The sequence below is a fragment of the Arcobacter sp. AHV-9/2010 genome (genome assembly GCF_004116575.1).
In the GTDB taxonomy this organism is placed as follows: domain Bacteria; phylum Campylobacterota; class Campylobacteria; order Campylobacterales; family Arcobacteraceae; genus Aliarcobacter; species Aliarcobacter skirrowii.
In genome coordinates, this window is the sequence record NZ_PDKH01000003.1 from 89422 (window position 1) to 114270 (window position 24849).

The 24849-nt window shown below is 29.0% G+C and carries 28 protein-coding genes; 3 read left to right on the forward strand and 25 right to left on the reverse strand.

What is annotated here, in order from left to right:
• The 12 genes from CRU94_RS06050 to CRU94_RS06110 form a co-directional block, all read right to left on the reverse strand.
• Complete coding sequence (locus CRU94_RS06050; RefSeq protein ID WP_066160464.1) at positions 1–327, reverse strand: hypothetical protein; 327 nt, start codon at positions 325–327, stop codon at positions 1–3.
• Between the two features lie 63 nt (positions 328–390).
• Positions 391–3486, reverse strand: a complete 3096-nt coding sequence (locus CRU94_RS09730; RefSeq protein ID WP_258237419.1) for a flagellar hook-basal body complex protein — start codon at positions 3484–3486, stop codon at positions 391–393.
• 93 nt (positions 3487–3579) lie between these two features.
• Positions 3580–5259, reverse strand: a complete 1680-nt coding sequence (locus tag CRU94_RS06065; protein WP_129105899.1) for a flagellar hook-basal body complex protein — start codon at positions 5257–5259, stop codon at positions 3580–3582.
• A gap of 15 nt (positions 5260–5274) precedes the next feature.
• Positions 5275–5949: a flagellar hook assembly protein FlgD gene (locus tag CRU94_RS06070; protein ID WP_129105900.1), complete on the reverse strand. Its 675-nt coding sequence runs from the start codon at positions 5947–5949 to the stop codon at positions 5275–5277.
• Between the two features lie 12 nt (positions 5950–5961).
• Positions 5962–6249: a FliM/FliN family flagellar motor switch protein gene (locus tag CRU94_RS06075; protein WP_066160451.1), complete on the reverse strand. Its 288-nt coding sequence runs from the start codon at positions 6247–6249 to the stop codon at positions 5962–5964.
• 50 nt (positions 6250–6299) lie between these two features.
• Entirely contained in the window at positions 6300–7025 is a 726-nt protein-coding gene (locus CRU94_RS06080) for a FliH/SctL family protein (RefSeq protein ID WP_129105901.1), read from the reverse strand.
• Positions 7025–8035, reverse strand: a complete 1011-nt coding sequence (gene fliG, locus CRU94_RS06085; RefSeq protein WP_125296909.1) for a flagellar motor switch protein FliG — start codon at positions 8033–8035, stop codon at positions 7025–7027. Before fliG ends, CRU94_RS06080 begins: the two co-directional genes overlap by 1 nt.
• A 10-nt stretch (positions 8036–8045) precedes the next feature.
• Positions 8046–9761 carry a flagellar basal-body MS-ring/collar protein FliF gene (gene fliF / locus CRU94_RS06090; RefSeq protein ID WP_258237420.1) on the reverse strand — a complete coding sequence of 572 codons (1716 nt, stop codon included), beginning with the start codon at positions 9759–9761 and terminating at the stop codon, positions 8046–8048.
• A gap of 12 nt (positions 9762–9773) precedes the next feature.
• Positions 9774–10169, reverse strand: coding sequence for a flagellar basal body rod protein FlgB (gene flgB, locus CRU94_RS06095; RefSeq protein ID WP_129105902.1), 396 nt, complete (start codon positions 10167–10169; stop codon positions 9774–9776).
• Positions 10169–10888 carry a flagellar hook-basal body protein gene (locus CRU94_RS06100; RefSeq protein ID WP_129105903.1) on the reverse strand — a complete coding sequence of 240 codons (720 nt, stop codon included), beginning with the start codon at positions 10886–10888 and terminating at the stop codon, positions 10169–10171. The genes flgB and CRU94_RS06100 overlap by 1 nt, the downstream gene beginning before the upstream one ends.
• 13 nt (positions 10889–10901) lie before the next feature.
• The gene (locus CRU94_RS06105; RefSeq protein ID WP_129105904.1) at positions 10902–11789 is read right to left on the reverse strand and encodes a hypothetical protein; all 888 of its coding nucleotides are present in this window, start codon (positions 11787–11789) and stop codon (positions 10902–10904) included.
• An 18-nt stretch (positions 11790–11807) separates the two neighbouring features.
• Complete coding sequence (locus CRU94_RS06110; protein ID WP_066350365.1) at positions 11808–12179, reverse strand: response regulator; 372 nt, start codon at positions 12177–12179, stop codon at positions 11808–11810.
• Between the two features lie 160 nt (positions 12180–12339).
• On the opposite strand from CRU94_RS06110, the gene flgG reads away from it, so the two are divergent.
• The 3 genes from flgG to CRU94_RS06125 are packed head-to-tail and all read left to right on the forward strand — an operon-like array spanning position 12340 to position 14526.
• Entirely contained in the window at positions 12340–13128 is a 789-nt protein-coding gene (gene flgG / locus CRU94_RS06115) for a flagellar basal-body rod protein FlgG (protein ID WP_129105905.1), read from the forward strand.
• Between the two features lie 15 nt (positions 13129–13143).
• Positions 13144–13515 (forward strand): hypothetical protein, encoded by a 372-nt coding sequence (locus tag CRU94_RS06120; RefSeq protein WP_129105906.1) that lies wholly within the window; start codon positions 13144–13146, stop codon positions 13513–13515.
• A complete protein-coding gene (locus CRU94_RS06125) occupies positions 13516–14526 on the forward strand; it encodes a hypothetical protein (protein WP_129105907.1) in 1011 nt (336 codons plus the stop codon).
• A 2-nt stretch (positions 14527–14528) separates the two neighbouring features.
• On the opposite strand, the gene rimM is transcribed toward CRU94_RS06125, so the two are convergent.
• The 13 genes from rimM to CRU94_RS06190 all read right to left on the reverse strand — a co-directional run bounded on the left by rimM (position 14529) and on the right by CRU94_RS06190 (position 24816).
• Complete coding sequence (rimM, locus tag CRU94_RS06130; protein WP_129105908.1) at positions 14529–15059, reverse strand: ribosome maturation factor RimM; 531 nt, start codon at positions 15057–15059, stop codon at positions 14529–14531.
• 3 nt (positions 15060–15062) lie between these two features.
• Entirely contained in the window at positions 15063–15302 is a 240-nt protein-coding gene (locus CRU94_RS06135) for a KH domain-containing protein (RefSeq protein ID WP_129105909.1), read from the reverse strand.
• Positions 15303–15308: 6 nt separating this feature from the next.
• A complete protein-coding gene (rpsP, locus tag CRU94_RS06140) occupies positions 15309–15536 on the reverse strand; it encodes a 30S ribosomal protein S16 (protein ID WP_066160414.1) in 228 nt (75 codons plus the stop codon).
• A gap of 77 nt (positions 15537–15613) precedes the next feature.
• Positions 15614–16966, reverse strand: coding sequence for a signal recognition particle protein (gene ffh, locus CRU94_RS06145; RefSeq protein WP_129105910.1), 1353 nt, complete (start codon positions 16964–16966; stop codon positions 15614–15616).
• A 149-nt stretch (positions 16967–17115) separates the two neighbouring features.
• Entirely contained in the window at positions 17116–17868 is a 753-nt protein-coding gene (locus CRU94_RS06150; protein ID WP_129105911.1) for a pseudouridine synthase family protein, read from the reverse strand.
• Complete coding sequence (gene waaA / locus CRU94_RS06155) at positions 17859–19007, reverse strand: lipid IV(A) 3-deoxy-D-manno-octulosonic acid transferase (RefSeq protein WP_129105912.1); 1149 nt, start codon at positions 19005–19007, stop codon at positions 17859–17861. The genes CRU94_RS06150 and waaA overlap by 10 nt, the downstream gene beginning before the upstream one ends.
• Positions 19008–19010: 3 nt before the next feature.
• Positions 19011–19739: a zinc ribbon domain-containing protein gene (locus CRU94_RS06160; RefSeq protein WP_129105913.1), complete on the reverse strand. Its 729-nt coding sequence runs from the start codon at positions 19737–19739 to the stop codon at positions 19011–19013.
• Positions 19732–20484, reverse strand: coding sequence for a Nif3-like dinuclear metal center hexameric protein (locus tag CRU94_RS06165; RefSeq protein ID WP_129105914.1), 753 nt, complete (start codon positions 20482–20484; stop codon positions 19732–19734). Before CRU94_RS06165 ends, CRU94_RS06160 begins: the two co-directional genes overlap by 8 nt.
• A 134-nt stretch (positions 20485–20618) precedes the next feature.
• Entirely contained in the window at positions 20619–21500 is an 882-nt protein-coding gene (gene glyQ / locus CRU94_RS06170; protein ID WP_129105915.1) for a glycine--tRNA ligase subunit alpha, read from the reverse strand.
• 1 nt (position 21501) lies between these two features.
• A complete protein-coding gene (locus tag CRU94_RS06175; protein WP_129105916.1) occupies positions 21502–21732 on the reverse strand; it encodes a glutaredoxin domain-containing protein in 231 nt (76 codons plus the stop codon).
• Entirely contained in the window at positions 21733–22227 is a 495-nt protein-coding gene (gene purE, locus CRU94_RS06180) for a 5-(carboxyamino)imidazole ribonucleotide mutase (RefSeq protein ID WP_066160392.1), read from the reverse strand.
• Between the two features lie 39 nt (positions 22228–22266).
• The gene (locus CRU94_RS06185) at positions 22267–23523 is read right to left on the reverse strand and encodes a hypothetical protein (RefSeq protein ID WP_129105917.1); all 1257 of its coding nucleotides are present in this window, start codon (positions 23521–23523) and stop codon (positions 22267–22269) included.
• Between the two features lie 3 nt (positions 23524–23526).
• Positions 23527–24816 carry a peptidase U32 family protein gene (locus CRU94_RS06190; protein WP_129105918.1) on the reverse strand — a complete coding sequence of 430 codons (1290 nt, stop codon included), beginning with the start codon at positions 24814–24816 and terminating at the stop codon, positions 23527–23529.
• Positions 24817–24849: the final 33 nt, after the last annotated feature.

The following is a 24849-nucleotide window of genomic DNA, read 5'->3' on the forward strand; positions in this document are numbered from 1 at the left end:
TTAAATAATTGCATTTACTTGAGCAAATAGCTCTTCATTTCTTCTTTGAAGATCATTTATTCGATTTTTTAAAGTAATGTTTTCCATTCTTAACTTCTGTAAATCATCTCTTGCTATATGAAGATTTTCCTGATTATTTTGTAAACTTTTTGTACCTATTTTAACCTGCTTTTCATATCTTTTTATTAAAGCCTCTAATTTTAAAACCTCTTCTTCTGTAAGGCTTTTTTCCTCTTTAATCTTAAAATACATAGTTTTGTATGTATGAGCTGTTGATAAAAAATATAATAAAACTACAATTAAAACTGCAATTATGATAAAACTCAAAATAATCTTCCTACTTTTTAATTTTTTAGACCTAAGTTTTAACTTAAGTCTAAAATTTACTACTTATCTTTTCAGGTTAATCAGTGTACTTAATAGCTCATCTGAAGTTGTAATAGATTTTGCATTTGCTTCAAACGCTCTTTGAAATACCATTAAATTTACTAAGCTTTCACTTAAATCTGCTTTACTAATCTCCAATGCTTGTCCCATTACACCATCTGTGTTGTTATTATTTGTACTATAAATTACATTTCCAGACTCTTGTGTTGCTTTGAAATTATTACCACCAACAGCCTCAAGTCCTCTATTGTTTGTAAATCTAGCAATTGAAACCTGCCCAACAGCATACTCAACTCCACCATCAGTGATAGTTACTAATCCTGTACTATCAATTTTAAATGCACCAAATTTACTATCTGAAATATCTAAAAGATCTAATCTTAATTGAAGACTCTCTTGAGTTGAAGTTTGATCAACTCTTGTTGTAATCTCCATAAACTCTCCACCAGCACCTCTATTTCCAGAGTAATCACTATTTACTTCAATAAATCCCTCTTTTAAATCCCAAACAGGAACATTTAAATCATTAATTGTTAAAGTAGGTAAAGTTCCAGCAAACCCTGTAAATCCTGAGGCTCCTGCTTTCTCTCTTAATACTGTATCTCCTGCACTAAATACTACCTCATATCTATTTCTTAGATTTGGTTGTTTATCAAGCTCTGCTTGTAATTTTGTTGCTAAAGTTGCTTCTGTTTCTGATTCACTAGAAGTTACTTTTATCTCTGTTCCCATAAGGTTTAATACAAACTCAGATCTTGATTTTGGTGCTGTAAAATCAATATCAAAAACTCTCTCTTCTGGTGTACCAGCATTATAAGTTGTAGTAGCATTATAAACACCATTTGTAGCACTTATATTTAAATTTGTTGCTGTATTAGAAGTATCTACAACTCTTTTTTGAACTATACTAATTCCATCTGCTCCGCTAGAAGTTGCTGTTACTAAACCATTTAATGCTGGATCATTTTGTATTTGAGCTAAAATTTGATTTCTAATATCAGCTTGAGTTCCTGCATATCCAACTCCTGTTGTATATGAGTATGCTGTACCATTTATTGATATAGAGTATGTTGTAGAGTCAGCAACTGCACCAACAGTCAATGTCCCTTGCTCTAGAACTGTATTAGTTCCAGCATTTGAAGAAGAAGCTGATGTTGGTGGATTTGTACTTCCAACTGTAAGTCTTAAATCACCTTCAATTCTCTCTCCATCAGCAGCTGTTATAGTAAAAATCCCTGCATTCATAGGACTAATTACAAGCTCTCTTCCTGGATTTGCAGCATTATATGTTGCAATATTTCCTGCAATTGCTGTATAAATAGCATTTTGATCTATTGGTGTTGTAGTTGTAAATGGTGTTGAAATAGTTGAATTTCCTACTTTAATATCATAAGTATATGTAGCTTCATTTACCAAAGCATTTAAATCAACTGTTGGATCAGTTGCTAATCTTGCATCAAACTCAACATCATAATTTTGTTCATTTGTTTCAATAACAAGATGACCATTTATATTTTTTGCAATAACATAATCACCTAATTGAGGACCTGAAGATGTTCTTATATTGTTTATTGCATCTACTATACTATTTATATCTCCAGTCTCTACATTTCCAATTTCAATTGGAACAGCTTGAGGAGGAACAGCTCCATCATTTGGCACTGGAATTACATAACCTAAATCTTTATCAAATATATTTATGCTAAATGAGAAAGTTTTATTGTCAGCAGCTCCATATAGGTCTTGAACTGAATAAACACTTCTTTGATTTCCAGTAACAAGTTTTGAAAGAGCATCTCTAGCATCTTCAAGTGCTTGTTTTCCAGTTCCTTGAGTTGCTGTTGCTGTTGTTTGATAAGTTCCTTTTACTGAGAAATTTGTATTTTCACCTGAATACTCAGCTACTTGAGATATTTTAAACTCTTTTCCAGGAATTAAACCTTTAATTTGAACAACTCCTCTTAACATATCAGCTAAGTTAGTACTCTCTTCATACATTCCATTTGGATTTAAAACATCACTTGTTGGATTTAATCTATCTTTTGCTAAATAGGCAACAACTCCTGACTCTTTATTAGATATTTGATCAGCCATTGCTTTATAAGTCTCAATTTTTCCAGCTAATCTATCATATTTTGCTATCTCTTGATCTTTTGCTGATCTTTCAGCTTCTGTTGATGTTGGCATAATATCTATTTGAGATGGATCTTTTAAGTCATAAAGTTCTCTTTCATTTATAGGTGACAATGTAAGAGAGTTCCAAAGATTTGATCTCCAATCTGGTGTTGTTTTTGTTACAACAAATTTTTGAGTATAAGTATTTCCATTTATAATAACTTCAATCATATCTCCCTCTTGTCCAATAATAGAAGTAGGAGGAGTTCCTGTTTTAAAGTTTAATTGAGATATTTGTGCAGTTGAACCTTTTGATGGAACATTTGGATCTTCTTGATACTTTTGTAAGATTTGATTATAGTTTGAAAGTGCCATATCAATATCTTTTAATTTTGTTGCTTTTGTTTTACCACCAGCTCCACTAAATACACTTACTGGATCTGATTTTGCTGTTTCATTATAGTTTGTAGCTTTAGCAGCAATTGTTTCAATAAAATCTTTATGTCTTATTATTGAATTTCCCATAGTTTTAATATAGTCATCAGTAAATCTTGAAGCATTTTGATTTGTACTAACTACATCATTTTTTTGATCTATTGAGCTCATAGCCCAACCTTGAATCTCAAATCCATCTGGATTTTGTAAAGTTCCATTCTCTCCCATTCTGAAGTTTCCAGCTCTTGTATAGAATGTCTCTGCAGTTCCAAGAGTATTTTTATTTATTACAGTGAAAAATCCATCACCTTGAAGTGCAACATCATAATCCACTCCAGTAATTTTTGAACCACCTGTTACGAAAATCTTCTCTGCATCTTGAACATATGACCCTTTCCCAATTTGTCCTTGGTAAATTTGATCTGCAAAAGAGATTCTTCCCGCTTTATAACCAACTGTATTAACGTTTGCTATATTATTTGATTCATTATCTAAAGCTTTTTGATGTGCTGATAATCCTGATATTCCAGTCCATAATGCGCCTATCATATCTTATCCTTTATTTTTAAGGTAAATGAACATAAATGTTCATACTTCTATACAATATTTGTACAAAAGTATAAACACTTGAGTCTATACTATCTATCTTTTCATCTCAATTGCTGTTTTTAAAAACTCATCTGATGTTGTTATAGATTTCGAATTTGCTTCAAATGCTTTTTGATATACCATTAAAGAGGTTAAAGTTGAACCATAATCAACATTTGCTCTTTCAAGTGAACCACCTCTTATTGTATTCATAGAGTCTGCATTAAAAGCATTTCCACTATACTCAGTTGCTTTATATAAATTTCCACCTTGTGCTTCTAAACCTTGCTCATTTCTAAAAGCAACAGTGCTAAGTCTTCCAACTAAAAATTTATGACCACCATTTGTAGCATAAACAAAACCATCATCACTTATTGATACATCAACTAAACTACTATCTGATATTCCAAGAGCAGCTAAATTTACGCTAATATCACTAACTCCATAACTTGTTAAATCACCATAATTCATAACATTTGTTATCTCTAAAAATTCAGCATCAGCTCTTTGTAACGCACTCATTAAAGAGTTTTTAGCACTTTCAACCATTGCTAATCCACTACCTTTAACTGCTTCTTGTATACTATTTGGATTTAATTTTTCACTATTAGCCTCTATGTCACTAATTTTAAAAGCTTTACCTGAAACTAAATTTTCAATATCAAGTGTTCCATTTTTTACAGTTGCACTATAACCTGTTGTTGAAGATATTTTATTTGCTAACTCTTTTGTAGCATTTACAAGCGAATAAACATCAACATAATTTCTTATTTGATTATCTCTTCTTGTTTGAGCAATATCCTTTAAAGCTATCTCTTCAGGCGTTGTAACTGGCATATTATCTATATCTTCTTGAGATTGTATTTGATTTGGATCTGTAAGATTATATAAAAATTTTCCCTCTTGGTTCAAAAAATCATATAACTCTTTCATCTTATTCTCATCTATATTGATATCTTTATCAAATTCAACTTTATATGTTTTTCCATCTATATTAAAACTTAAAATATTTCCTTCACTTTTTAAATCCCATCTTTGCTTTGAGAAGTCAATTTGAGAGATTTGATTTTGTGAAGCTACACTATTTTGTGATTGATTATTTTGATATGAAGCTAATTTTTCACTGTAATTTACAATTAAAAGTTTTATATCCCCTATTTTATCTTGTGCTGTTTTAAAACCATCTGCATCTTTTTCTATAGGATCATTTTTAGCACTACTTACATAATCTGTAGCTTTAGCATTTATATTATAAATTGTTCCATTTCCATCGCTTATATTTCTAGAAATAATACTTACTCCAAAACCATCTGTAAATATATTTAAATTAGGATTTGTTGAGCTTGTTAATCTTTCTTGTGGAAGAAGTCCTTGAATCTTATAATCTTCTTGTGTAACCAAAAATCCATCTTTTGCCTCTACTAAATTTCCAGCTCTTGTATATGAAATAGAATCATCTTGTCTGTTTCTTACTATAAAAAAACCTTTTCCTTCAATAGCAACATCAACTCCAACTCCAGTTCCAACTATTTGACCTTGAGTAAAACTTTTAGAAATACTTTGAACTTGAACTCCTTTTCCAACACCACTTTGCGAATAAAGAAGATCTGAAAAACTTATCTCATCTTTTTTATGTCCAACTGTATTTGAATTTCCTATATTATTAGATTCAATAGAAATTCCTTTATCTTGTTGCCAAATACCAGACATTCCATTCCATAATGAACCTATCATAAAAAACTACCTTTTCTAGAAAATTTTAGTAATTGATGAAAATGGTATAGAAATAGTTTGATCTGCTGTAACAATTGTATTTTTACCACTTAAAACATAATCATGACTAGAAACTTCACCACCATTCTCATCTTTAATTACAAATTTTCCATCTTTTATCAAAGGCTTTCCTAAAGATTCTAAAACTATAGTTTGACCTGTTTTATTTCCTTTATGATCATAAAGATTTCCTTCTTCATCATAATTTGCAGCTTTATACTCTTCACCATCTTTTAAAGCAATACCATTATATAGATACTGCCATTCACTAGCTTGTACCATAATTTCACCATCAATTATCTCAATAGAATCAACTTTAAAAGCCTTTAAAGCTCCATCTTCATTTACACTTCCATTTTCAATATTTTTTCCAATAATTCCAGTTGCCGTTGAAAGTGAATTTTGATTAAATGCAGTTTGAATTGCTTGTAGAGATTTTATCATCTCCATATTTGCATTTAATGTACTCATTTGCATCTGAGTTGAAAGCATTTTTGCTGAGTCCATAGGCTTAGTTGGATCTTGAAGTTTTAACTCTTCAATCATAAGCTTTAAGAAATCATTTGTTGTTAGTTGATCATTTGTAACGCTTTGAGTATATTTATTACCATAAGAATCTATTGTACTATTTACTGTCATACCATCTGCCATTTTAAGCTCCTTTTATATCATATGCTCTTCAAAGAAATATCTTACAACATTATCTGAATCCATAGCATCTTGAACTCTAACTGCAAGTTTCTCATCCATCACGATTATATCACCTGTACCAATAATTCTCGAGTTTACATAAATCTCACCACCACTTCCAGCTGGTTTGTGAAGTGAGATAATATCACCTTCAGTCAACTTTAAAAATTCACCAATAGAGATATTTGTATATCCTAGCATAACATCTACAACTATCTCTGTATCAACTAGTAAATCATAAACTCTTTCACTTATTTCCATTTTTATTATCTTTTTTTTAATTTGATAAATATTATATCACAAAAACTTTTTTATATTATTAAATCTAAAGATTCCAACATTGAAGATATTTTAGCTTCAATATTTCCATCAAAATTTCCAATATTACTAGCAATTACAACACCACCAGCAACTACATTTATATCTTCAACTAGCTCTATATACTCTTCAAGTTCAAGCTCTTTTTTCAAAACAATATAATCTTTTGGATTTAAATGAATTTTTACTTTAGTCGCACCTTTTACCTTCTCTAAAAGTTGAGATATTGTCTGTTTTGCAATTTTTTCTGAATTTTGACTAAGTTCAATTCCAATAATTTTTTTTGCAATTGTAAGTGATGTTTTTAGCATCTTATTTTCAACTTGAGTTGCTGTTTTTTCAAAGAAAATTGCTTGCTCTTTTAAATCTTTTATTGCTTTTACAACTTGAGAATCTAACTCTTTATTTTTAGATACAATATCTCCCTCAATTCCCAATATTTTTTGAGAAATTGCCTCTATTTTTTGTGCTAAAGATGAAAATTCTGCAAAAATTGGTTCAATTTTATTCAAAACTTCACTATTGTCTATTTTTGTTGGAATCTCTTTTGCTAATTCTGCTTTAATATCTTTTTCTAAATCTTCTTTCTCATTTAAATTGCTATCTAAATCTTTTTCATCTAAAGATTTACTTTTTTTAGAGAAACTACTTAGCTCAAATTTTTTAATATTATCACTATTGCTTACTATTTTTGCACTTGCAAAGATACTATCTGCCATTATGTATTCTCTCTTTCTATTACACCATCTTCAATCATTTTTTGTGCAACTGCTAACATTCTTCTTTGTGCTGCTTCAATATCTTTAATTTTAACCTTAGTTAACATCTCACTCTCTTCGTTAAATCTATCTTTAACCCTTTGAGACATTGCACCTGTTACTTTTCTGATTTGCTCTTCAGTTGCATTTTTCATAGCAACTACAACATCAGCTGATTCAACACCTTGTATGATTTTCATAATATACTCTGTATCTAAGTTTAGTAAATCTTCAAATACGAACATATTATCCTTAATTCTATTTGCTAAAGATGTATCAATACCATTAATATTTTTAAGAATATCAATAGCTTTTGGTCCCATTTTATTTAACATATCAGCAACAACTTTAACCCCACCAACATCTACAATAGATGATAGTAAAGATTCTAATTTTCTCTCTAGAACTGCTGAAATAGTTCTTACAACATCTGGAGAAACATCTTTAATAGTTGCTATTTGAATACTTACTTTTACTCTTGTCTCTTCATCTAACTCCATTAAAACATCAGCTGATTTTGATGGATCCATATGTGATAAAATAACAGCAATTGTATGAGGTGATTCATCTTTAATAAAATCACTTAACTGTTTTGGATTTACACCATCAAGATATGAGAATGCTTGATTTGCCATCTTCATTCTTGAAAGTTTTTCTAAAACTTCATCTGCTGCCTCTTGTCCAATAGACTTATATAATATATCTCTTGCAAAATCATAACCACCTGAACTAATAAATCCTTTAGTTCTAGTATAAAGATGAAACTCTTCAAGAATTGCTAAAGAGACCTCTTTGTTTATTGATTGAATCTGAGTAATTGCTGTTGAAATTTGTTCAACATACTCTTTATCTAAAAATTGAAAAATTTTTACAGTTGATTCTTCTCCAATAAGAACAAAAAACCTAGCAACTTTTTCAATCATTGATAGACCTTTTAAGACATCAATTTCGCCGTATGGATCAATTGCCATTTATTTATCCTTATTTAAAATTTACATTACCTTCGCTTAATAGCAACTCTATCATTCTTGCTATATCAGCTGGATTATTGTTTATCTCTCTATCTAGCTCTTCAATAAACACCTCATATTTTGCTGCTGACTCTTCATCAAGCCCATCAATATTATTTAAGATTTGACTTTTTACTTTTGATTTTAATCTTCCTTGAGCTGTATTTTGATCAAGTTCATCATCAAGTCCTGCAAGCATATCTTTAACTAGATCTTCATCATCAATACTTAGTTCCTCTTTTTTACCTTCACCTAAAATTACTAATTCACTATTTGATACAAATCTTCTATAAAATATAAACAGTATTATTCCTATTATTAAATATTGAATATACTCTTTATACTCATCCAATATTGTCTTTATAGTAGATGCATCAAAATACTCATTTTGTCCAGCTATTACATTTCCAAACTCATCAATAGCTTGACCATTTGCATCATAAGATTTAAGAGTTAAAAACTTAAAATCTTTTACAGATACTTTATCTCCTCTATTTTTATCAAATCCAATTGCATCTTCAACTAAAGATTGAAGATTAGCCAAAAAGAGATCTTTTTGTGGATGATTTTCTAATACAGTTGAATCAAAAGTAACAGATGCTGTAACTCTTCTTATGTTTGAAAAATTTGAATCTTTCTGAGATATTATTTTTCTAGAGATCTCATAGTTTGTAACTGTATTTGAGCTTTCACTACTAGCTGATGTTTTATTTCCATCACTTGCAATTTGTGGTGGCTGAATATTATTATCAACTCCAACAACTTGCATATCATTTGGTAATCCTGTTGAATCACTTGTACTCTCTATTACTTGTTGAGATCTAATAGTTCCTTCTGGACTATAAATCTCCTCTTCAATATCTTTTTTTACAAAGTCTAAAACAACATTAACTTTAGCAACAACTCTTCCAAATCCAACAACAGGTTCAAGCAAAGATATTATCTTTTTCTCATAATCCTCTTCAACTTTATCTTTAAATTTTGTTTGAACAGTTGATTGTTGTCTATTTATATCTTCAGTGCTAAGCTCAAGTAAATTACCCTCACTATCAATTAATTGTATATTTTCATTTTTTAATTCAGGAACAGCTGAAGCTATAAAGTTTTTAATACCATCAATTTGTTTTTGCGTTAAAAATAGACCTTGCTTTAAAGTAATAACAGCCGAAGCAGTTGTTTGCGCCCTTTTTTCAGTAAATATTGTCTCTTTTGGAATTGCAATTTTTACATCAGCTTTTAAAACACTTGAAAGTGACTCTAAACTACGGCTTAATTCCCCCTCTAATGCTCTTAAATATTTAACTTTATTCTCAAAATTTGTTGTACCAATAGTTGATTTCTCAAAAATCTCCCAACCAACATGTTTATTTGAAGAGGCTTCACTAGTTACTAATTTTATTTTTGCAATATTTACAAACTGTTGAGTTGTTCTCAAAGTTAAATCACTTCCAGAACCTGTTACAATAAAATCAATTCCAGCACCCTCAAGCTCTTCAGTAGCTCTCATAACATCTGCTTGAGTAAGATTTGAAGCTATTATGTAGTTGTACTGTTTCTCTTTACTTTTTACGGTTGTAAATATTAAAAAACCTACAATCAAAAGAGCCAACAAACCTATTCCACCAAAAATAGCCATTTTTTGGGCTTTATTAAAGTTATTTATAAATTTTATCAGTTGATCTAGCAATATCTATCCTAATTAATTTTTACCAGATGAATCAATCACTGATCTAAATAGTTTTGAATCTCGTTTTATAGATGTCTGTATAGCATCAAAAATTATCTTATTTTTTGATTGTTCACTAATTTGACTATCAAGATTTACATTATTTCCATCATTTTGCTCTATTAAGTCAGGAACTTCTATCAATCTTGGATTTGAATTTGGTTTATAATCAATATTTTGCATGTGCATAGAAGATGTTCTTGTCATTTGAATAAGTTGCTGTTTTTTTAACTCATCTTCAAAAACCAAATCTTTAGTTTTGTAGTTTGGTGTATTAATATTTGCAATATTACTTGATATTACCTTTTGTCTCTCACCTCTAAAGTTTAACTGCTCAAATAGTGTTGCTGATACATTACTTGCGTGCATTATCTAGTGTTCCCCCCAACTTTTTCTATTAAGCCTGCATTTAATTCATCAATTGTCTTGATAGCTTTTTGTGATTGTTCAAATCTTCTATGCGCATCAATTAACTCTACCATTGTAGAGACTCTATTTACATTTGATTGCTCAACAGATCCTTTTATAATTCTATTGTCATTATTCTCTAAATCTTCAACTTCATCTAAATTTATAGCCGTATAGTTATTATTTCCAACTTTTTCTAAATTTTTAAATGAGGTTTGTGCAACTCCTATTTGAAATTCAAAACCATCTTCTATTACAATTGCCTCATTATCAGCATTTAAAACATTGTTTCCGTTTCCATCAACTAAAAAACCATCTAAATTCTTAAATGCTCCATTTCTTGTATATAAAATGTCACCATTTTGATCTTGTACTTTAAAAAAAGTATCATGAGAGTTTAAAGCAAAATCTAACTCATTTCCAGTAGTTCTAATTGCTCCCATATGAGGATCTGTATATCTTGTATCAATTTTTGGAATATTATTTATAGTAATTGATTCTACAAACTTTTTATCACTACTATTTTCCATTCTCTTTAAGTACCAATTAAAAGTTGTTTCAGCAGTTCCCTCTTGCTTAAAACCTATTGTATCAGCATTTGCTAAGTTATTACTTATTTGATCTAACCTATTTACTTGGTTTATCATAGATGCTGCTAATGGATACATTCCTTGATTCATTTAAAGTTTCCTTCTATTTATTGAATTCAGCAATTAATTTATCTAAATCATCGCCTACTAAATCTTCAGTACCTGTATCACCATGAATATGTTTAGCCATTGGTATATCTTTTGGAGAATCTTCTTCAAAAAGATTGTTCAAATATAACGATAATTTTCTAATAACAGACATAACTCTCTCTATTTTTTGTCTATTTATATCATTAAATTGCATTAATTCCATACCTTGGAATATATTAACATCTTCATTATCTAAAAGAGTTTTCAAATCTTTTAAATCTAACTGTAGTTGATTTATCTTCTCTAACTGTTCATTAAATTTAGAAACATTTGGAAATTTATCACATAATAGATTCAAAAATGCTATTTGAGAAACCGCAATCTCCTCAAAACCTTTTATCTTTTTTCTAATGTCATTGTTATTATCTAAAGTTAAACTCAATACATCAAAAATTTGTGAAACTTTTTCTTCAGAGTCATTAGCAACTTGACTTAATTGGCTTACTACTTTTGTATCATTTTCAGCTGGAAAAGGAAAAACTCCCTCATTTATTTTTGAAGATGACCACTCTTTGACAATCTCATCTTTATCTATACTCTTATTTTCAGATTCATCTTTTTTTGAACTATTTTGCTCTTTACTATCTTCTTCAATAGAGATCTCGGGATTTATATTTTCTATTTCGTTAAGTAAAGTACCTATCTCTTCAATTTTACTATCTTTTAAAGAGTTAGTATTAGTTTGTTCTGTCTGTATCGCACTATTTAAAATAGCTTCAAGTTCCTCTGTTTTAATATTTTCATCTAAATTTTTTTCAACTTTAATATCTTCTTTTGGTTCATCAGTTGGAATATCAATTCCACCCATTAAAGCCTCTATATCTTCTTGACTCATTCCCATAAGTAAACCTTTATTTGACTATTTTTTTAATACACCATCTAGTTTTTCTTTTAATACCTCTGCATTAAAAGGTTTTACAATATAGTTATTTACACCTGCTTTTAAAGCTGTAATAACCTCACTTTTACCACCTTCAGTAGTAATCATAATGATTGGAGTTTTTTGGTGTGTTCCTTCACTTCTAACTTTTTTAACCAACTCCAAACCATTCATATTTGGCATATTCCAGTCCGTTAGGATAATGTCATAATTTCCTTCAGTAAGAAGTTTCCAAGCTTTTAGTCCATCTTCTGCTTCATCAAAGTTGTCCTTACTAAATCCTAGTTGCATTACAACATTTCCAATAATTCTTCTCATTGTTGAGCTATCATCAACTATTAGAATTCTCATTTTTTGCCTCTTTATATTAAAGTATTTCTATAAAGTATGCATTATATAAAAAATGTTTTAAATTTTTACTTAAAACCAAAACTATTAAATTAAATAACTTTATCTTAATTTAATCCTTGTTTTAGTACAATCTAAGTTAATTTCAAAAATGGAGAATTCTATGATTAGAGGTCTTTATACAGCTGCAACTGGTATGAATGCTATGCAGCATCAAATTGATGTAACATCAAATAACATTGCCAATGTTAATACTACAGGTTTTAAGCAAGATAGAGCTGAGTTTCAAGATCTAATCTATGAATCTTTAAACTATACAGCGGGTCAAACTACTATTGATACTATGAATCCAACAGGTATTGATGTGGGACTTGGAGTAAGACTTTCAAATATTCAAAAAAATTTCACAGAAGGTGATTTAAAAGTAACTGGTAATCCACTTGATATTGCAATTGCTGGAAGAGGTTTTTTTCAAATAGTTCTTCCAAGTGGAGAGATTGCATTTAGTAGAAATGGAAATTTTAAGTTAGATGCTGATGGTAATGTTGTAAACGGAAATGGTTATTTACTAGAGCCACAAATTGTAGTTCCTGAGAATGTAAAAGATATAAGTATTGGAAATGATGGATTTGTAACAGCAAAAGATCCTCAAACTGGAGATACTATTGAACTTGGTCAAATTATTTTAGCAGACTTTATAAATCCTTCTGGTTTAACTCCACTTGGAGACTCTCTATTTTTACAAACAGATGCTAGCGGGGATGTATTAGAAGGTGAGCCACTAACTGAACAGTTTGGTGGGCTTAGACAATCTATGCTTGAAAGTTCAAATGTAAAGTTGGTAAATGAGATGGTAGATTTAATTACTGCTCAAAGAGCTTATGAGGCAAACTCAAAAGCAATTACAACTGCTGATAGTATGTTAGACACTGTAAATAGATTGAAAAATTAATAATATTTAGTAGTTATGAATTTTGAAGAGCTAAAAAAAAGACGAGAGAGAAATCTAAGTAGGCACAAATTAAAAAAAAGAGCTTACTACTTAAAGAGTAAGCTTAATAAAGAGATAGATTACGAAGATGAATTAAAAGATGATGGCTTTTTGCTAAAGATGAAATCAATTGCAAAAAGTCAAAAAGAGTATATATTTAGCAGAGAATCTATAATAAAAAATAAGATAAAAGAGTATCAAGAGAAAAAAAGAGAGTACTATGAGCAAAATAAAGAGAAAAGGCTTGAGTATGATAAAGAGTATAGAGAGAGAAAAAAAGAAGAGCTAAAAGAGTATAGAAGAAAATACTATGAGAAAATTAAAGAATCTAAATATAAAGAGGATTAAATGGCTGAAGATATAAAAAAAGAAGATGCTTCTAATAGTACTGATGAACTAGATAACAAAGAGAATCAAACTAATCATAATTTAGCTAAAGCAAATTTAATAAAAAAAGCTTTAATAGCAGGTATAGCAATCCTTGTTATTTTTTTACTCATTATTTTAGTTTTAATACTAACAAAAAAGCCAAATAGTTCTGAAGAGGCTTCTAGCACTCAATCAACAACTCAAATTGAACAAAGTAAAGAAACTCAAGAGAATAAACAGATAAATGAGAATCAAAGTGTTCAAAATGAAGATAGTGATTTTAAATTTGACTTTAATAATCTTGAACCAGATAAATTAAATGAACAGCTAGAGCTACTAACTAATAAAAGTCTAGAGCAAAAGACTTTAGAAGAGTTGTCATTATTAGAAAAAGAAGAGAAAAAATCAAATAATGCTTCATCTATTTTTATTGAATCAAATGATTCTAAAGCAGAAAATAGCATAAATAGTGTTCAAGAGAGTGTTAATAATGAAGTATTAACTTTGAATGATGTTGAGAAAAAAAATATTAAAATCAATAGTGAAGCAAAAGAGAGTGAAACAGTAGAGAATAGTGAGAAATCAATAGAGACTAAAACTTTAGAAGATGCAAAAGAAGAACCTACTAATAGTATGAAAAAAGAGATTAAGATATCAAAAGAGTCAAAATCTTTAATAGTTATTGAAGATGAATCCAAAAGTGAAGATGTAAAAGTTTTGGACATTAACAAATATGAATTTTTAAAAATAATAAGTGTTGCAAAAATAAAAGGAAATCTAAAAAAATCTTACTACGATAAAATTTATAACATAGATAGTTCTGTTTTACTTTGCAGAGACTCTTTAGGCAATATTGAGATATATTTTGGACCATTTAAAGATAGCAAAGAACAAGAAAATCTTTTAAATAGACTCTTAGAAGCTGGTTTTAATGAAGCCTATAGTTTAGAGATGGCAAAAGAAGAGTTTGATAAAAGATGTAACTATTGATTTTAAGAGTTCTCTAAAATATCAAAAGCATTTATTGCAAATATCTTTTTATTTTCAATATCAACTCTTTGAATAAAAGTTTCAAATATGTGAGGAATTAAAAAGATTTTTGGAAGACCTTTTTCTACAAGCTGTGAATCTGTTTTAACTTCTAAATAATCATTTAATGGAAATCTGTGAACATCGCTTACAACACCTAATTTTAAGCTATCTTCATAAACTTCACACGATATTAAATCAAACCAGAAAAACTCATTCTCTTTTAATTTACAAAACTCTTTTGTCTGCTCAATTGTAGTGTACAACTCTGTATTTGTTAGTTTTTTAGCACTTTCCATATCACTATAACCTTCAAAAGAGACAAGATCTCTATCTTTTAAATACTCTGAAATTGTAAGTTGGAAATTTTTATTTGTAAGAAAAGTTGAGCCTTTTTTAAATTGCTCAGGAAAATCAGAGTCAATAAAAAGCCTTAAATGACCTTTTAATCCTACTGCTTTTCCCAATTTTGCTACATAAACCTTATTATTCATAAACTACTTTGCTACTACTTGAATTTTATAAGATACTCCATCTTTAGCCTTACAACCATTTGCAATTGTTTTTAGAGCATTTATCATATTTCCATTTTTACCAATTAATTTACCAATATCCAGACTATTTACACTAAGTGTTATTAGAACAAAGTTCTCATCAACTCTCTCTTGAGAAATCTCAACATCTTCTGGAATTGAAACTATTAGTTTCGCATAGTTTTGTATAAAGTTTGTAATCATTTTATACTATTTTGAAGTTAATTTTTTAACTTTTTCTGATGGCTTAGCACCAACACTTAGCCAATAGTTATATCTCTCTTCATCAATTTTAAAAACTTGTGGCTCAACTACTGGATTGTAGTAACCAATTGATTCAATCCACCCTGAATCTCTTCTTTTTCTTGAGTCTGTTACAACTATTCTGTAAAATGGTTTTTTGTTTCTTCCCATTCTTGTTAATCTAATCACTGTCATTGTTTTTTCCTTTTTTTAATTTATAGTGTTGAGCTTTAAACTCCAAAAAAGTTTATAGCTCAACACTATTTTTAAATTTATCTTGGAATTTTTGGCATTCCATTTGGTCCCATTTGAGACAACATATTTGTAAAACCTTTCATTCCACCTTTGCTTGAAAGCTGTTTTGCCATTTTTGAAGCATTTTTAAACTGTTTTAAAATCTTATTTACTTGAACTTCACTCAAACCTGCACCTGCTGAGATTCTTTTTTTTCTACTAGGATTTAGTAAATCTGGATTTTCTCTCTCTTTAGGAGTCATTGAACTAATTAAAGCTTTAATTCTAACTATCTCTTTAGAGTTTTCAAAATCCATATCTTTTAAAGCTGGCATCATATTTGATAATCCTGGAATCATTCCCATAATAGATTTTAAACTTCCAAGTTTGCTTAACATTTGAAGTTGCTCTAAAAAGTCATTAAAGTTAAACTCACCTTTTTTTATCTTTCTACTTACCTCTTTTGCTTTTTTCTCATCTATTAAAGTAGCGGTTTTTTCAGCAAGTCCAGCTATATCTCCAAGCCCTAAAAGTCTTGATACAACTCTATCTGGAATAAATACTTCTAAATCTGGCATTTTTTCACCAATACCAATAAACCTTAATGGAACTTCTACTTGATGAGCAATACTAAGTGCTACTCCACCTTTTGTATCACCATCATATTTTGATAATATAACTCCATCTATTCCAATTTTCTCTTTAAAAGTAGTTGCTGTTTTTGTTGCATCATGACCAGTCATAGAGTCTGCAACATAAAAAATTTCGCTTGGATTTATAGCATCTTTAACATCTTTAAGCTCACTCATAAGCTCATCATCAATAGCAAGTCTTCCAGCTGTATCTATTAAAACAACATCATAATGCTCTTTTTTTGCTTTCTCTACTGCTGCTTGTGCAATTTTTACAGGATTTTTTTCATTATCATCAAAATAGATATCAACATCAATAGAGGCTGCTATTTGCTTTAATTGCTCAACAGCTGCTAATCTTTGTAAGTCACAGGCTGCTACTAAAACTTTTTTATTTCTTAGTTTTAAATAGTATGCTAATTTTCCAGTTGTAGTAGTTTTACCACTTCCTTGAAGACCTGTCATTAAAATTTTTGTTGGAGGAGTTGAAGAGAAGACAAAACCTTGATTTCCATTTGCTGTTAAAACTTTTTCAAGCTCTTCTTTTAAAACTTTTATGAAGTTATCTTGTCCAATTCCAATATTTTTTACACTCAACTCAATATTAGTTAATAACTCTTTTGTCGTTTTATGGTGAACATCAGCTTTTAAAAATGCTTTTTTAAGTTCACTAATAGCACGACTTAATGACGCAACATCATCTTGATGTCTTATCTTATTTACTACACCTCTAATTGAGCTAGTTATTGAATCAAACAATTTTATACTCCATAATTTTAATTTTGAGATATTACATCTTTTTTGCTTTAATTCAGTTTAAATATATGATTTATTTTAAGTAACTTTTCAGATTGGAAAATTAGATAAAGTCCTATTTTATGGACTTTTTAATTTTTTAAAACTTAAAATTAACTAAAATCATACACCTTAAACTCTTTTGGTTCTTTTGATTCGAAAACATAATCAAATATTTTTGTAACTTTTGAGTGAAGCAAAACTCTATTTACATTTGAAGCAGTTCTTCCATATAAACTATCTCCAATAATTGGAAATCCTAAAGCAGCTAAGTGAACTCTAATTTGATGAGTTCTTCCACTTTCAATTACAACTTTAACCTTTGATTTATTTCCCTCTACAAGCATCGGAATAAGAGTTGTTTTTGCACTTTTTCCATGTTTGTCTATTTTTGATTTAGCCATTCCTCTATCTTTTGTAGTTAATATTGGTTTATCAATTACTAGCTCTTCGATAACTTTTCCCTCAACAATAGCAACATACTCTTTATAAACTCTATTTTGTGCAAACTCTTTAATAGCTCTTTTTTGAAACTCTTCATTTTTTGCAAAAAGCATAACTCCACTTGTCTCTTTATCAAGTCTATTTAAAAGTATTGCATTTTCAAATTTTCTTGATACTTCATCTGCTGTTAAAAAGGCTGGTTTATCAACTGCTAAAATATCTTTATCTTCAAATATAACTTTGATTTTTGCAATATCTTTTACGCTAAATTTAGTATCAACTCTTATCTCACCTCGTGCTATTAAAAGTTTTTTCCCAGAAACTGTTACTAAACCTTTATCTATAAGCTCTTTTGCCTTTGCATTTGAAATTCTCTCTTGAATTGCTAGAAGTTTATATGCTTTGTCAAACTCTACTGCCATTTTTCTATCTCCTTAATTATAGGCTCAAATGAGCCCTCTTTTGTAAGTTCTGGTTTTAAAAGAGTAGATGATTTTTCAAGATACTCTTTTAACTCATTTTTTTCTATTAAATAGTAATTTTTAATACACTCAAAAAGTGATTTTTGATTAAATATATTTTTACCACTTATTATAATATTTCCAAAATATGCTGGTTCTATTGGATTATGACCACCTACATTTGCAAATGCTCCACCAAGAATTGTAATATCACCAATAGAGTAGATATCATTTAGCATACCCATTTTATCAATTAAGATAATATCACTTGAAAAATCCTCTTTTAAACTATATTTATGAAAACTTATATCTTTGTTTTTTATAAAATTTTTAATTAACTCTTCAACTTTTAAAAATCTCTCAGGGTGCCTTGGAACAACTATTAGTTTCCCATACTCTTTTTTATAAGAGTTTAAAATAAGCTCCTCTTCACCTTCATGTGTACTTGCTGCAACTATTACTTTTGAATTTGGTTTTTTTAAATCTAGCTTTTTTTGTGGAAGTTGTGCTAATTTTATATTTCCAATAACCTCAACATTTTTAGCTCCAAGCTCTTCTAGTCTTTTTTTATCAAGTTGACTTTGTGCAAAAACTTTATCTATATTTTCAAAAATCTTTTTATAAAAAAACTTAAATCTTAAATATGATTTATAAGATCTATCTGAAATCCTTGCATTTATAAGTAAAGTTTTTGCACCTTTTCTTTTTGCAAATAAAAATAACATATACCAAAGTTCAGCCTCCATAACAACCAAAACTTTCTGTTTTGTTATCCAAAAAGGAAGGAAAATCTCAAAAGGAAGATACCTTACATTTTGGCTTATTGTTTTTGCCTCTTCAAAACCTGTATTTGTAATAACACTTATATTTGCTTTAGTTTCAAACTCTTTTATTAAAGGTTTTATAGCTTTAACTTCGCCCATTGAACATGAGTGAAACCAAATACCACTAAAATCAAACTTTGGATTGTTTTTTAAAAAAAATTTTGCAGGAATTGCATCTTTATACTTATTTTCTCTTTTTTTATATAGTAAATATGGAGTCAATAAGATATATGTAATTATTAAAATTAGATTATAAAAAAGGGTAAAGAGGCTCAAATTTTAAGCCTCGTTTGTAATAGTTTCTTCTTCACCTTTATAAAGAATTCTTCCACAGTGAAGACAGTTTACAATCTCTTCACCTTTTATAACTTCTGCATAAGTTTTGTCGCTTATTTTCATAAAGCATCCAAAACAAGCTTGTTGTTTAACAGGAACTACCGCTGTATCTTTTGCCCATCTTTTAATTTTTTCATAAAATGTTAAGATTTTTTTATCAAAATTTTCTAAAAGTTCATTTCTTTTTGCATAAACTACATCTCTATCTTTATTTATTGCTTCAATCTCTTGATCAACAACAACTTTAATCTCTTCAATATCACTCTCTTCTGCTTTAAGTTTTGCTTGAAGCTCTTTTAAGCTCTCTTCTTTTGCAACTGTTAGTTTATCTAATCTTTCAATCTCTTCATTTGCAAAACTAACCTGCTCTTTTGCAATCTCTTCTTCAAGTTGTAGAGCTTTTAACTCTTTTTCATTTGTTACATCTTTATTTTTTTTAGCAATTTGATCTAGTTTTGTTTTTAACTCTGATAGATGAATATTGTTTTTTGTTCTTTTTGATTTTAGTTCATCAATCTCAAGATACACACTATTTATAGAAGTTTTTAATGCTTCTGCTGTCTCAACAAAAACTGCTAGTTTTGCTTTTTGTTGCTCGATTTTTGGGTCAAATTGACTTATACTTGTATCATATTTTGATAAAGTTACTAAGTCTTGTAAATACTTATTCAACGGTTTCTCCTTTAAAAAACTCAAATGGATTTTTTGAAGCTGTTATTATAGCTTTTAATTTATTTTTTTTCAAATACTGGCTTAATAATTGTTCTAAAAGTATATTAAAACTATTCTCACTCTCATAGTGTCTAATATCTATTAAGGACAAATCTCTTGCCTTTGCTTCCATTGCATCGTGATATTTAATATCACCTGTTATAAAGCAATCTGCTTTAACCTCATCTATTAAACTCATTGCACTCCCTGTACAAATTGCAATAGTATTGATATTCTCTTTTGTTTTAACATATTTTAAATTTTTTAAATTTAATTTTTTTGATAGATAATTTAATAGCTCATCAAAACTCATATTGACTTCACAATTTGCTATAAACTCATTTTGATTAACTATTTTAAAACCTAAAATCTCTTCAACTACAAATCTGTTTAAATGTGTTTTATCAATATTTGTGTGCATAGAAATTAGTGCAATATCTTTTTTTATTAGCTCTTTTAAAATTTTAGTGCTATAAGTATCGTAATTAACTCTTTTTAAACCACTAAAAATAAGTGGATGATGAGTTATAACTAAAGAGTTTGGCTTTAAACTTTTTACAAGTTCCAAATCCAAATCCATACTAAGATACAAACTCTCAAAACTATCGCTCATATTTCCAACTAGAAGTCCTGAGTTATCCCATTTTTCTTGTAGTTCAAAAGGGGAAAGCTCATTTAAGTAATTATAAATATCTTCTATTTTCAATAAATTACTCCTATTGTTCATCTCACAACAATCTAGCTCATTTCATTCGCTACGATTGATACACTTCGTTAGTTCGCACCAGCCTTTTGTGAAAGTTCTTAACTTTCTACAAAAGTCAAAAAATGCTAAAAGAGTTAGCCCCTAACTCTTTCTTGACGCATTTTTTCCTGTTCTTTATACATAACAGCACAAGCTTGTGCAAGTTCTCGCACCTTTAATATATAGTTTTGTCTCTCCGTAACACTTATTGCTTTTCTTGCATCTAAAGTATTGAAAGCGTGACTTGCTATCATACATTGATCATAAGCTGGAAGTGGAAGTTGTGCTTCCAAACAAGATTTACACTCATTAAATGCTTCATCAAAATCTCTAAATAGTTTTGTTGTATTTGCTACTTCAAAATTATATTTAGAGAATTGATACTCTGCTTCTTTGTGAACATCTGCATAAGTTGTAATTCCATGCTTATTTTCATTCCAAACAATATCAAAAACAGAATCAACACCTTGAAGATACATTGCAAGTCTCTCTGTTCCATAAGTAATCTCAACAGCAACAGGATCACAAGGAAGTCCTCCAACTTGCTGAAAATATGTAAATTGAGTAACTTCCATACCATCAAGCCAAACTTCCCATCCAAGTCCCCAAGCTCCTAAAGTTGGAGATTCCCAATTATCTTCTACAAATCTAATATCGTGCCTGCTTAAATCAAGCCCCAAATACTCTAAAGATTGTAAATACAGATCTTGAATATTTTCTAAACTTGGTTTTATTAAAACTTGAAACTGATAGTAACTTCCTAACCTATTTGGATTCTCTCCATATCTTCCATCTGTTGGTCTTCTTGATGGTGCAACATAAGCAACACTCCAAGGAGTTGAATCAAGACTTCTAAGCAAGGTTGCTGGATGAAAAGTTCCAGCACCTGCAGCAATATCGTAAGGTTGAACAATATTGCACCCCTCTTTTGCCCAAAACTCTTGAAGTTTTAATAACATTTGTGAAAAAGTAAGCATTCTATTTTATTCCTAACTCTTTATTTAATTTCTCTTTATCAAAGCCACAAATCCAACTATTTCCAATTAAAAAAACAGGTGCACCTTGACATCTTTTTTGACAATCATTTAAAGCTTTTTTGTTTTTTGTTAAATCTATATGATTATATTTAAGATTTCTACTCTTTAAGTATACTATAGCTTCTTTGCACCATTTACAATTTGGAATAGTAAATAGCGCAATAGGTTTCATTTATAAAATTACTTCTATATCTTTTGAATCACTTTCAACTAATTTAGCTTTTACAACTCTATCCTCTTTTAATTTTGCAGCTAAATCTTTATCATTAATAGCTAAAATTTGCATTGCTAAATAAGCAGCATTAATTGCCCCAGCTTTCCCAAGTGCTACAGTAGCAACTGGCATACCAGCTGGCATTTGAACAGTTGAAAGCATAGCATCCATACCATCCATTGCACCACCTTTCATAGGAACTCCAATGATTGGTTTTGTTGTAGTTGCTGCTAAAGCTCCTGCTAAGTGTGCAGCCATTCCAGCAGCAGCAATAAATGCAACTGCACCTTTCTCTTCTGCCTCTTTAACATACTCTTTAGTTCTTTCAGGACTTCTATGAGCTGAAGATATAATTAGCTCATACTTAACATTAAACTGCTCAAAAGTATCAGCACAATTTTTCATAATATCATAATCAGATTTGCTACCCATAATAATCGAAATAAATCTCATTTTATTATCCTATTTTTAAAATTTTTAATACATATTGTATCAAAAACTTTCTAAGGTTTTTATAATATCCTCTATTTTTAAATTTCGCCACTCTTCAAACTTATTTATAGTTAAAGTATCATTTTCATAAATAAACTTTGATAAATTTTTTGAACTATCTTTTACATAGATTGTTTTAGTATAGTTATAATATTTCAAACCCTCTTCATAATCTTTAAAAGTTGCTATACAAACAGTTGGTATCATAAAAGCATCTGCTATATGAAGAGCTGAAGTATATGCTGTGATTATCTTATCCATAGATGAAACGATATAGATAAAATCTTCTATTGTTTTTGAATATGTTGATAAATCTATATAATTATCTGATTTTATTTTTGAATCAATTAAAAGTGTTGTTATAATCACATAATCATCCAATTTATCTATTAAACCTTTTAAAATTTCAATAGCAAAATTTTGAGGAATTGATTTATTTATAGTTGCACTGTAAGGATGAAAAAGTAATAATTTACCTCTTTTTTTAGCATCAATAATTTTTTGACTTAAACCTTTTGATAATTCAAAATGTTCACAATTAAGTTCACTATACTTTTTAGAATTTGGAATTGTTTTATAATCTATTCCAAACTTATAAAGCCATGCATCTACTATATTTATATCCAATATCTTACTAATATCTACACTATTATCTACAAAATAGTCATACTTACAAATAGTTTTACTATTTATTGCAAGTGGATATACACCATTTATATATTTTTGAGTTTCATAAATACTTTTGTCTCTTTTATAGTAGCTATTATTTGAAGCTTTAATAAAAATATCAAGCTCAACTTTTGAGTATATACTTTTTAACTTTTCATAAAAAATTCTAAGCGCAGCCATAGAGCTAATCATATCGCTAATTGTTGAGCCTAAACTTCCAATAAGTGCAACTTTAATAATAGGCTTATGAAAACTATTAAGACTATATAAAAGTGAATTTGGTTTTATATCAAAAAAAATATTATCTTTGAACTCTTCTTTTATTTTATACTCATTTTCAAAACTAATCCCAATTTCAGTTGGAAAATTTGGGTTATCTTTTACACTTTTTTCATTTAAACTCTTAGCAAGATATCTGTTTTTATCAACCTTTGAAAAAATCTCTTGCAAATCTTTAAAATCATCATAAGTTGTAATATAAACCGTCTCATTTTCTAAACTAACTGGTGCTTTAAATCTATCATACTTTAATATTGTACCATCTGTTATTTTTATATTTATACTATTTGTAACTCTAAAAAAAACCATATCTTATTCTATATTACTATCAATATTTTCAACTCTAAACATTGTTAAATAAGGTAATTTACATGGAAGTTTTATTTTATTTACATTTCCACTATGAACGCTTTGTAACTCTTTATTATCTTGTGTTAAAATCTTTTTAAAATTTATATAATATAGTCCATTCTCTTTTTTAAATACTCTTCCAATCTCATTATCGCACTCTTGTAAAACTGTGTTGTGTGGAGTGAAGATTTCAATATCTTCATTTGGATAAACTTTATATTTACAATAAAAATGCTCTTCATCTTCAGATACTAGACCTGTCACTTCAAATGAGCCTTTACTTAAAGCATAATCGTGGTTTTGAGAATCTAGTTTTTCAAATGGCTTATGAATTAAATAAGCATCTGTAAAACCTCTATTTTTTGTAGTATGCAGCTCTTTTTGATATTTTGAAGCCTCAAACTTACCATCATAATAGTCATCAATAGCTTCTCTATAAGCTTTTGCAGTTACTGCTGCATAGTATGGAGATTTTGTTCTTCCTTCTATTTTTAAGCTATCAACTGCACCACTATCAAGTATCTCTTTAATATGCGATGCAAGGTTCATATCTTTTGAGTTAAAAATATATGTTCCAACTCCTGGCTCTTCTTCAAGTCTAAACAGACTTCCATGTTCATCATTTCCAGCATATAAAGTATATTCAAATCTACAATCGTTTGCACAAGAGCCTCTATTTGGAACTCTTCCCATTTGAACAGCACTAATTAAACATCTTCCACTATATGCAAAACACATTGAACCATGAACAAAAATCTCTATCTCCATATCTGGAAGATGTTTTTTTATTTCAATAACATCTTTTAAAGATATCTCTCTTGCTACAACAATTCTTTTAACACCCATATCCCAAAAAACTTGAGCATCAAGATAGTTTAAAACATTTGCTTGAGTTGATAAATGAATATCAATCTGGGGAGCAATCTCTCTACAAAGTCTAACAACTCCAGGAGCTGCAACTATAAAACCATCTGGTTTTAATGCAGCCATAGAGGCTATATGTTTTTTTAATAACTCAATTTGAGCATTAAAAGGAAAGCCATTTATTGTGGCATAAACTTTTTTTCCTCTTGCATGAGCATAATCAATTCCCTCTTTAAATGTCTCAAATGTAAACTCTTTACTAGCTCTAATTCTTAAACTAAAGTGGCTAACTCCACCATACACAGCATCAGCACCATAATTTATTGCAATTTTTAATTTTTCCAAATTTCCAGCAGGTGAGAGCAACTCAACTTTTTGCTTACTCATAAAATTCCTTTGATTTTTTATATAATAAAATAT

Excerpts from the sequence above, each read along its gene's own strand:
- CRU94_RS09730 (WP_258237419.1), bottom strand. The coding sequence starts at position 3,486 with ATGATAGGCGCATTATGGACTGGAATATCAGGATTATCAGCACATCAA.
- CRU94_RS06065 (WP_129105899.1), bottom strand. The coding sequence starts at position 5,259 with ATGATAGGTTCATTATGGAATGGAATGTCTGGTATTTGGCAACAAGAT.
- CRU94_RS06070 (WP_129105900.1), bottom strand. The coding sequence starts at position 5,949 with ATGGCAGATGGTATGACAGTAAATAGTACAATAGATTCTTATGGTAAT.
- CRU94_RS06075 (WP_066160451.1), bottom strand. The coding sequence starts at position 6,249 with ATGGAAATAAGTGAAAGAGTTTATGATTTACTAGTTGATACAGAGATA.
- CRU94_RS06080 (WP_129105901.1), bottom strand. The coding sequence starts at position 7,025 with ATGGCAGATAGTATCTTTGCAAGTGCAAAAATAGTAAGCAATAGTGAT.
- fliG (WP_125296909.1), bottom strand. The coding sequence starts at position 8,035 with ATGGCAATTGATCCATACGGCGAAATTGATGTCTTAAAAGGTCTATCA.
- flgB (WP_129105902.1), bottom strand. The coding sequence starts at position 10,169 with ATGCACGCAAGTAATGTATCAGCAACACTATTTGAGCAGTTAAACTTT.
- CRU94_RS06100 (WP_129105903.1), bottom strand. The coding sequence starts at position 10,888 with ATGAATCAAGGAATGTATCCATTAGCAGCATCTATGATAAACCAAGTA.
- CRU94_RS06105 (WP_129105904.1), bottom strand. The coding sequence starts at position 11,789 with ATGGGAATGAGTCAAGAAGATATAGAGGCTTTAATGGGTGGAATTGAT.
- CRU94_RS06110 (WP_066350365.1), bottom strand. The coding sequence starts at position 12,179 with ATGAGAATTCTAATAGTTGATGATAGCTCAACAATGAGAAGAATTATT.
- flgG (WP_129105905.1), top strand. The coding sequence starts at position 12,340 with ATGATTAGAGGTCTTTATACAGCTGCAACTGGTATGAATGCTATGCAG.
- CRU94_RS06120 (WP_129105906.1), top strand. The coding sequence starts at position 13,144 with ATGAATTTTGAAGAGCTAAAAAAAAGACGAGAGAGAAATCTAAGTAGG.
- CRU94_RS06125 (WP_129105907.1), top strand. The coding sequence starts at position 13,516 with ATGGCTGAAGATATAAAAAAAGAAGATGCTTCTAATAGTACTGATGAA.
- rimM (WP_129105908.1), bottom strand. The coding sequence starts at position 15,059 with ATGAATAATAAGGTTTATGTAGCAAAATTGGGAAAAGCAGTAGGATTA.
- CRU94_RS06135 (WP_129105909.1), bottom strand. The coding sequence starts at position 15,302 with ATGATTACAAACTTTATACAAAACTATGCGAAACTAATAGTTTCAATT.
- rpsP (WP_066160414.1), bottom strand. The coding sequence starts at position 15,536 with ATGACAGTGATTAGATTAACAAGAATGGGAAGAAACAAAAAACCATTT.
- CRU94_RS06150 (WP_129105911.1), bottom strand. The coding sequence starts at position 17,868 with ATGGCAGTAGAGTTTGACAAAGCATATAAACTTCTAGCAATTCAAGAG.
- glyQ (WP_129105915.1), bottom strand. The coding sequence starts at position 21,500 with ATGCTTACTTTTTCACAAATGTTATTAAAACTTCAAGAGTTTTGGGCA.
- CRU94_RS06175 (WP_129105916.1), bottom strand. The coding sequence starts at position 21,732 with ATGAAACCTATTGCGCTATTTACTATTCCAAATTGTAAATGGTGCAAA.
- purE (WP_066160392.1), bottom strand. The coding sequence starts at position 22,227 with ATGAGATTTATTTCGATTATTATGGGTAGCAAATCTGATTATGATATT.
- CRU94_RS06185 (WP_129105917.1), bottom strand. The coding sequence starts at position 23,523 with ATGGTTTTTTTTAGAGTTACAAATAGTATAAATATAAAAATAACAGAT.
- CRU94_RS06190 (WP_129105918.1), bottom strand. The coding sequence starts at position 24,816 with ATGAGTAAGCAAAAAGTTGAGTTGCTCTCACCTGCTGGAAATTTGGAA.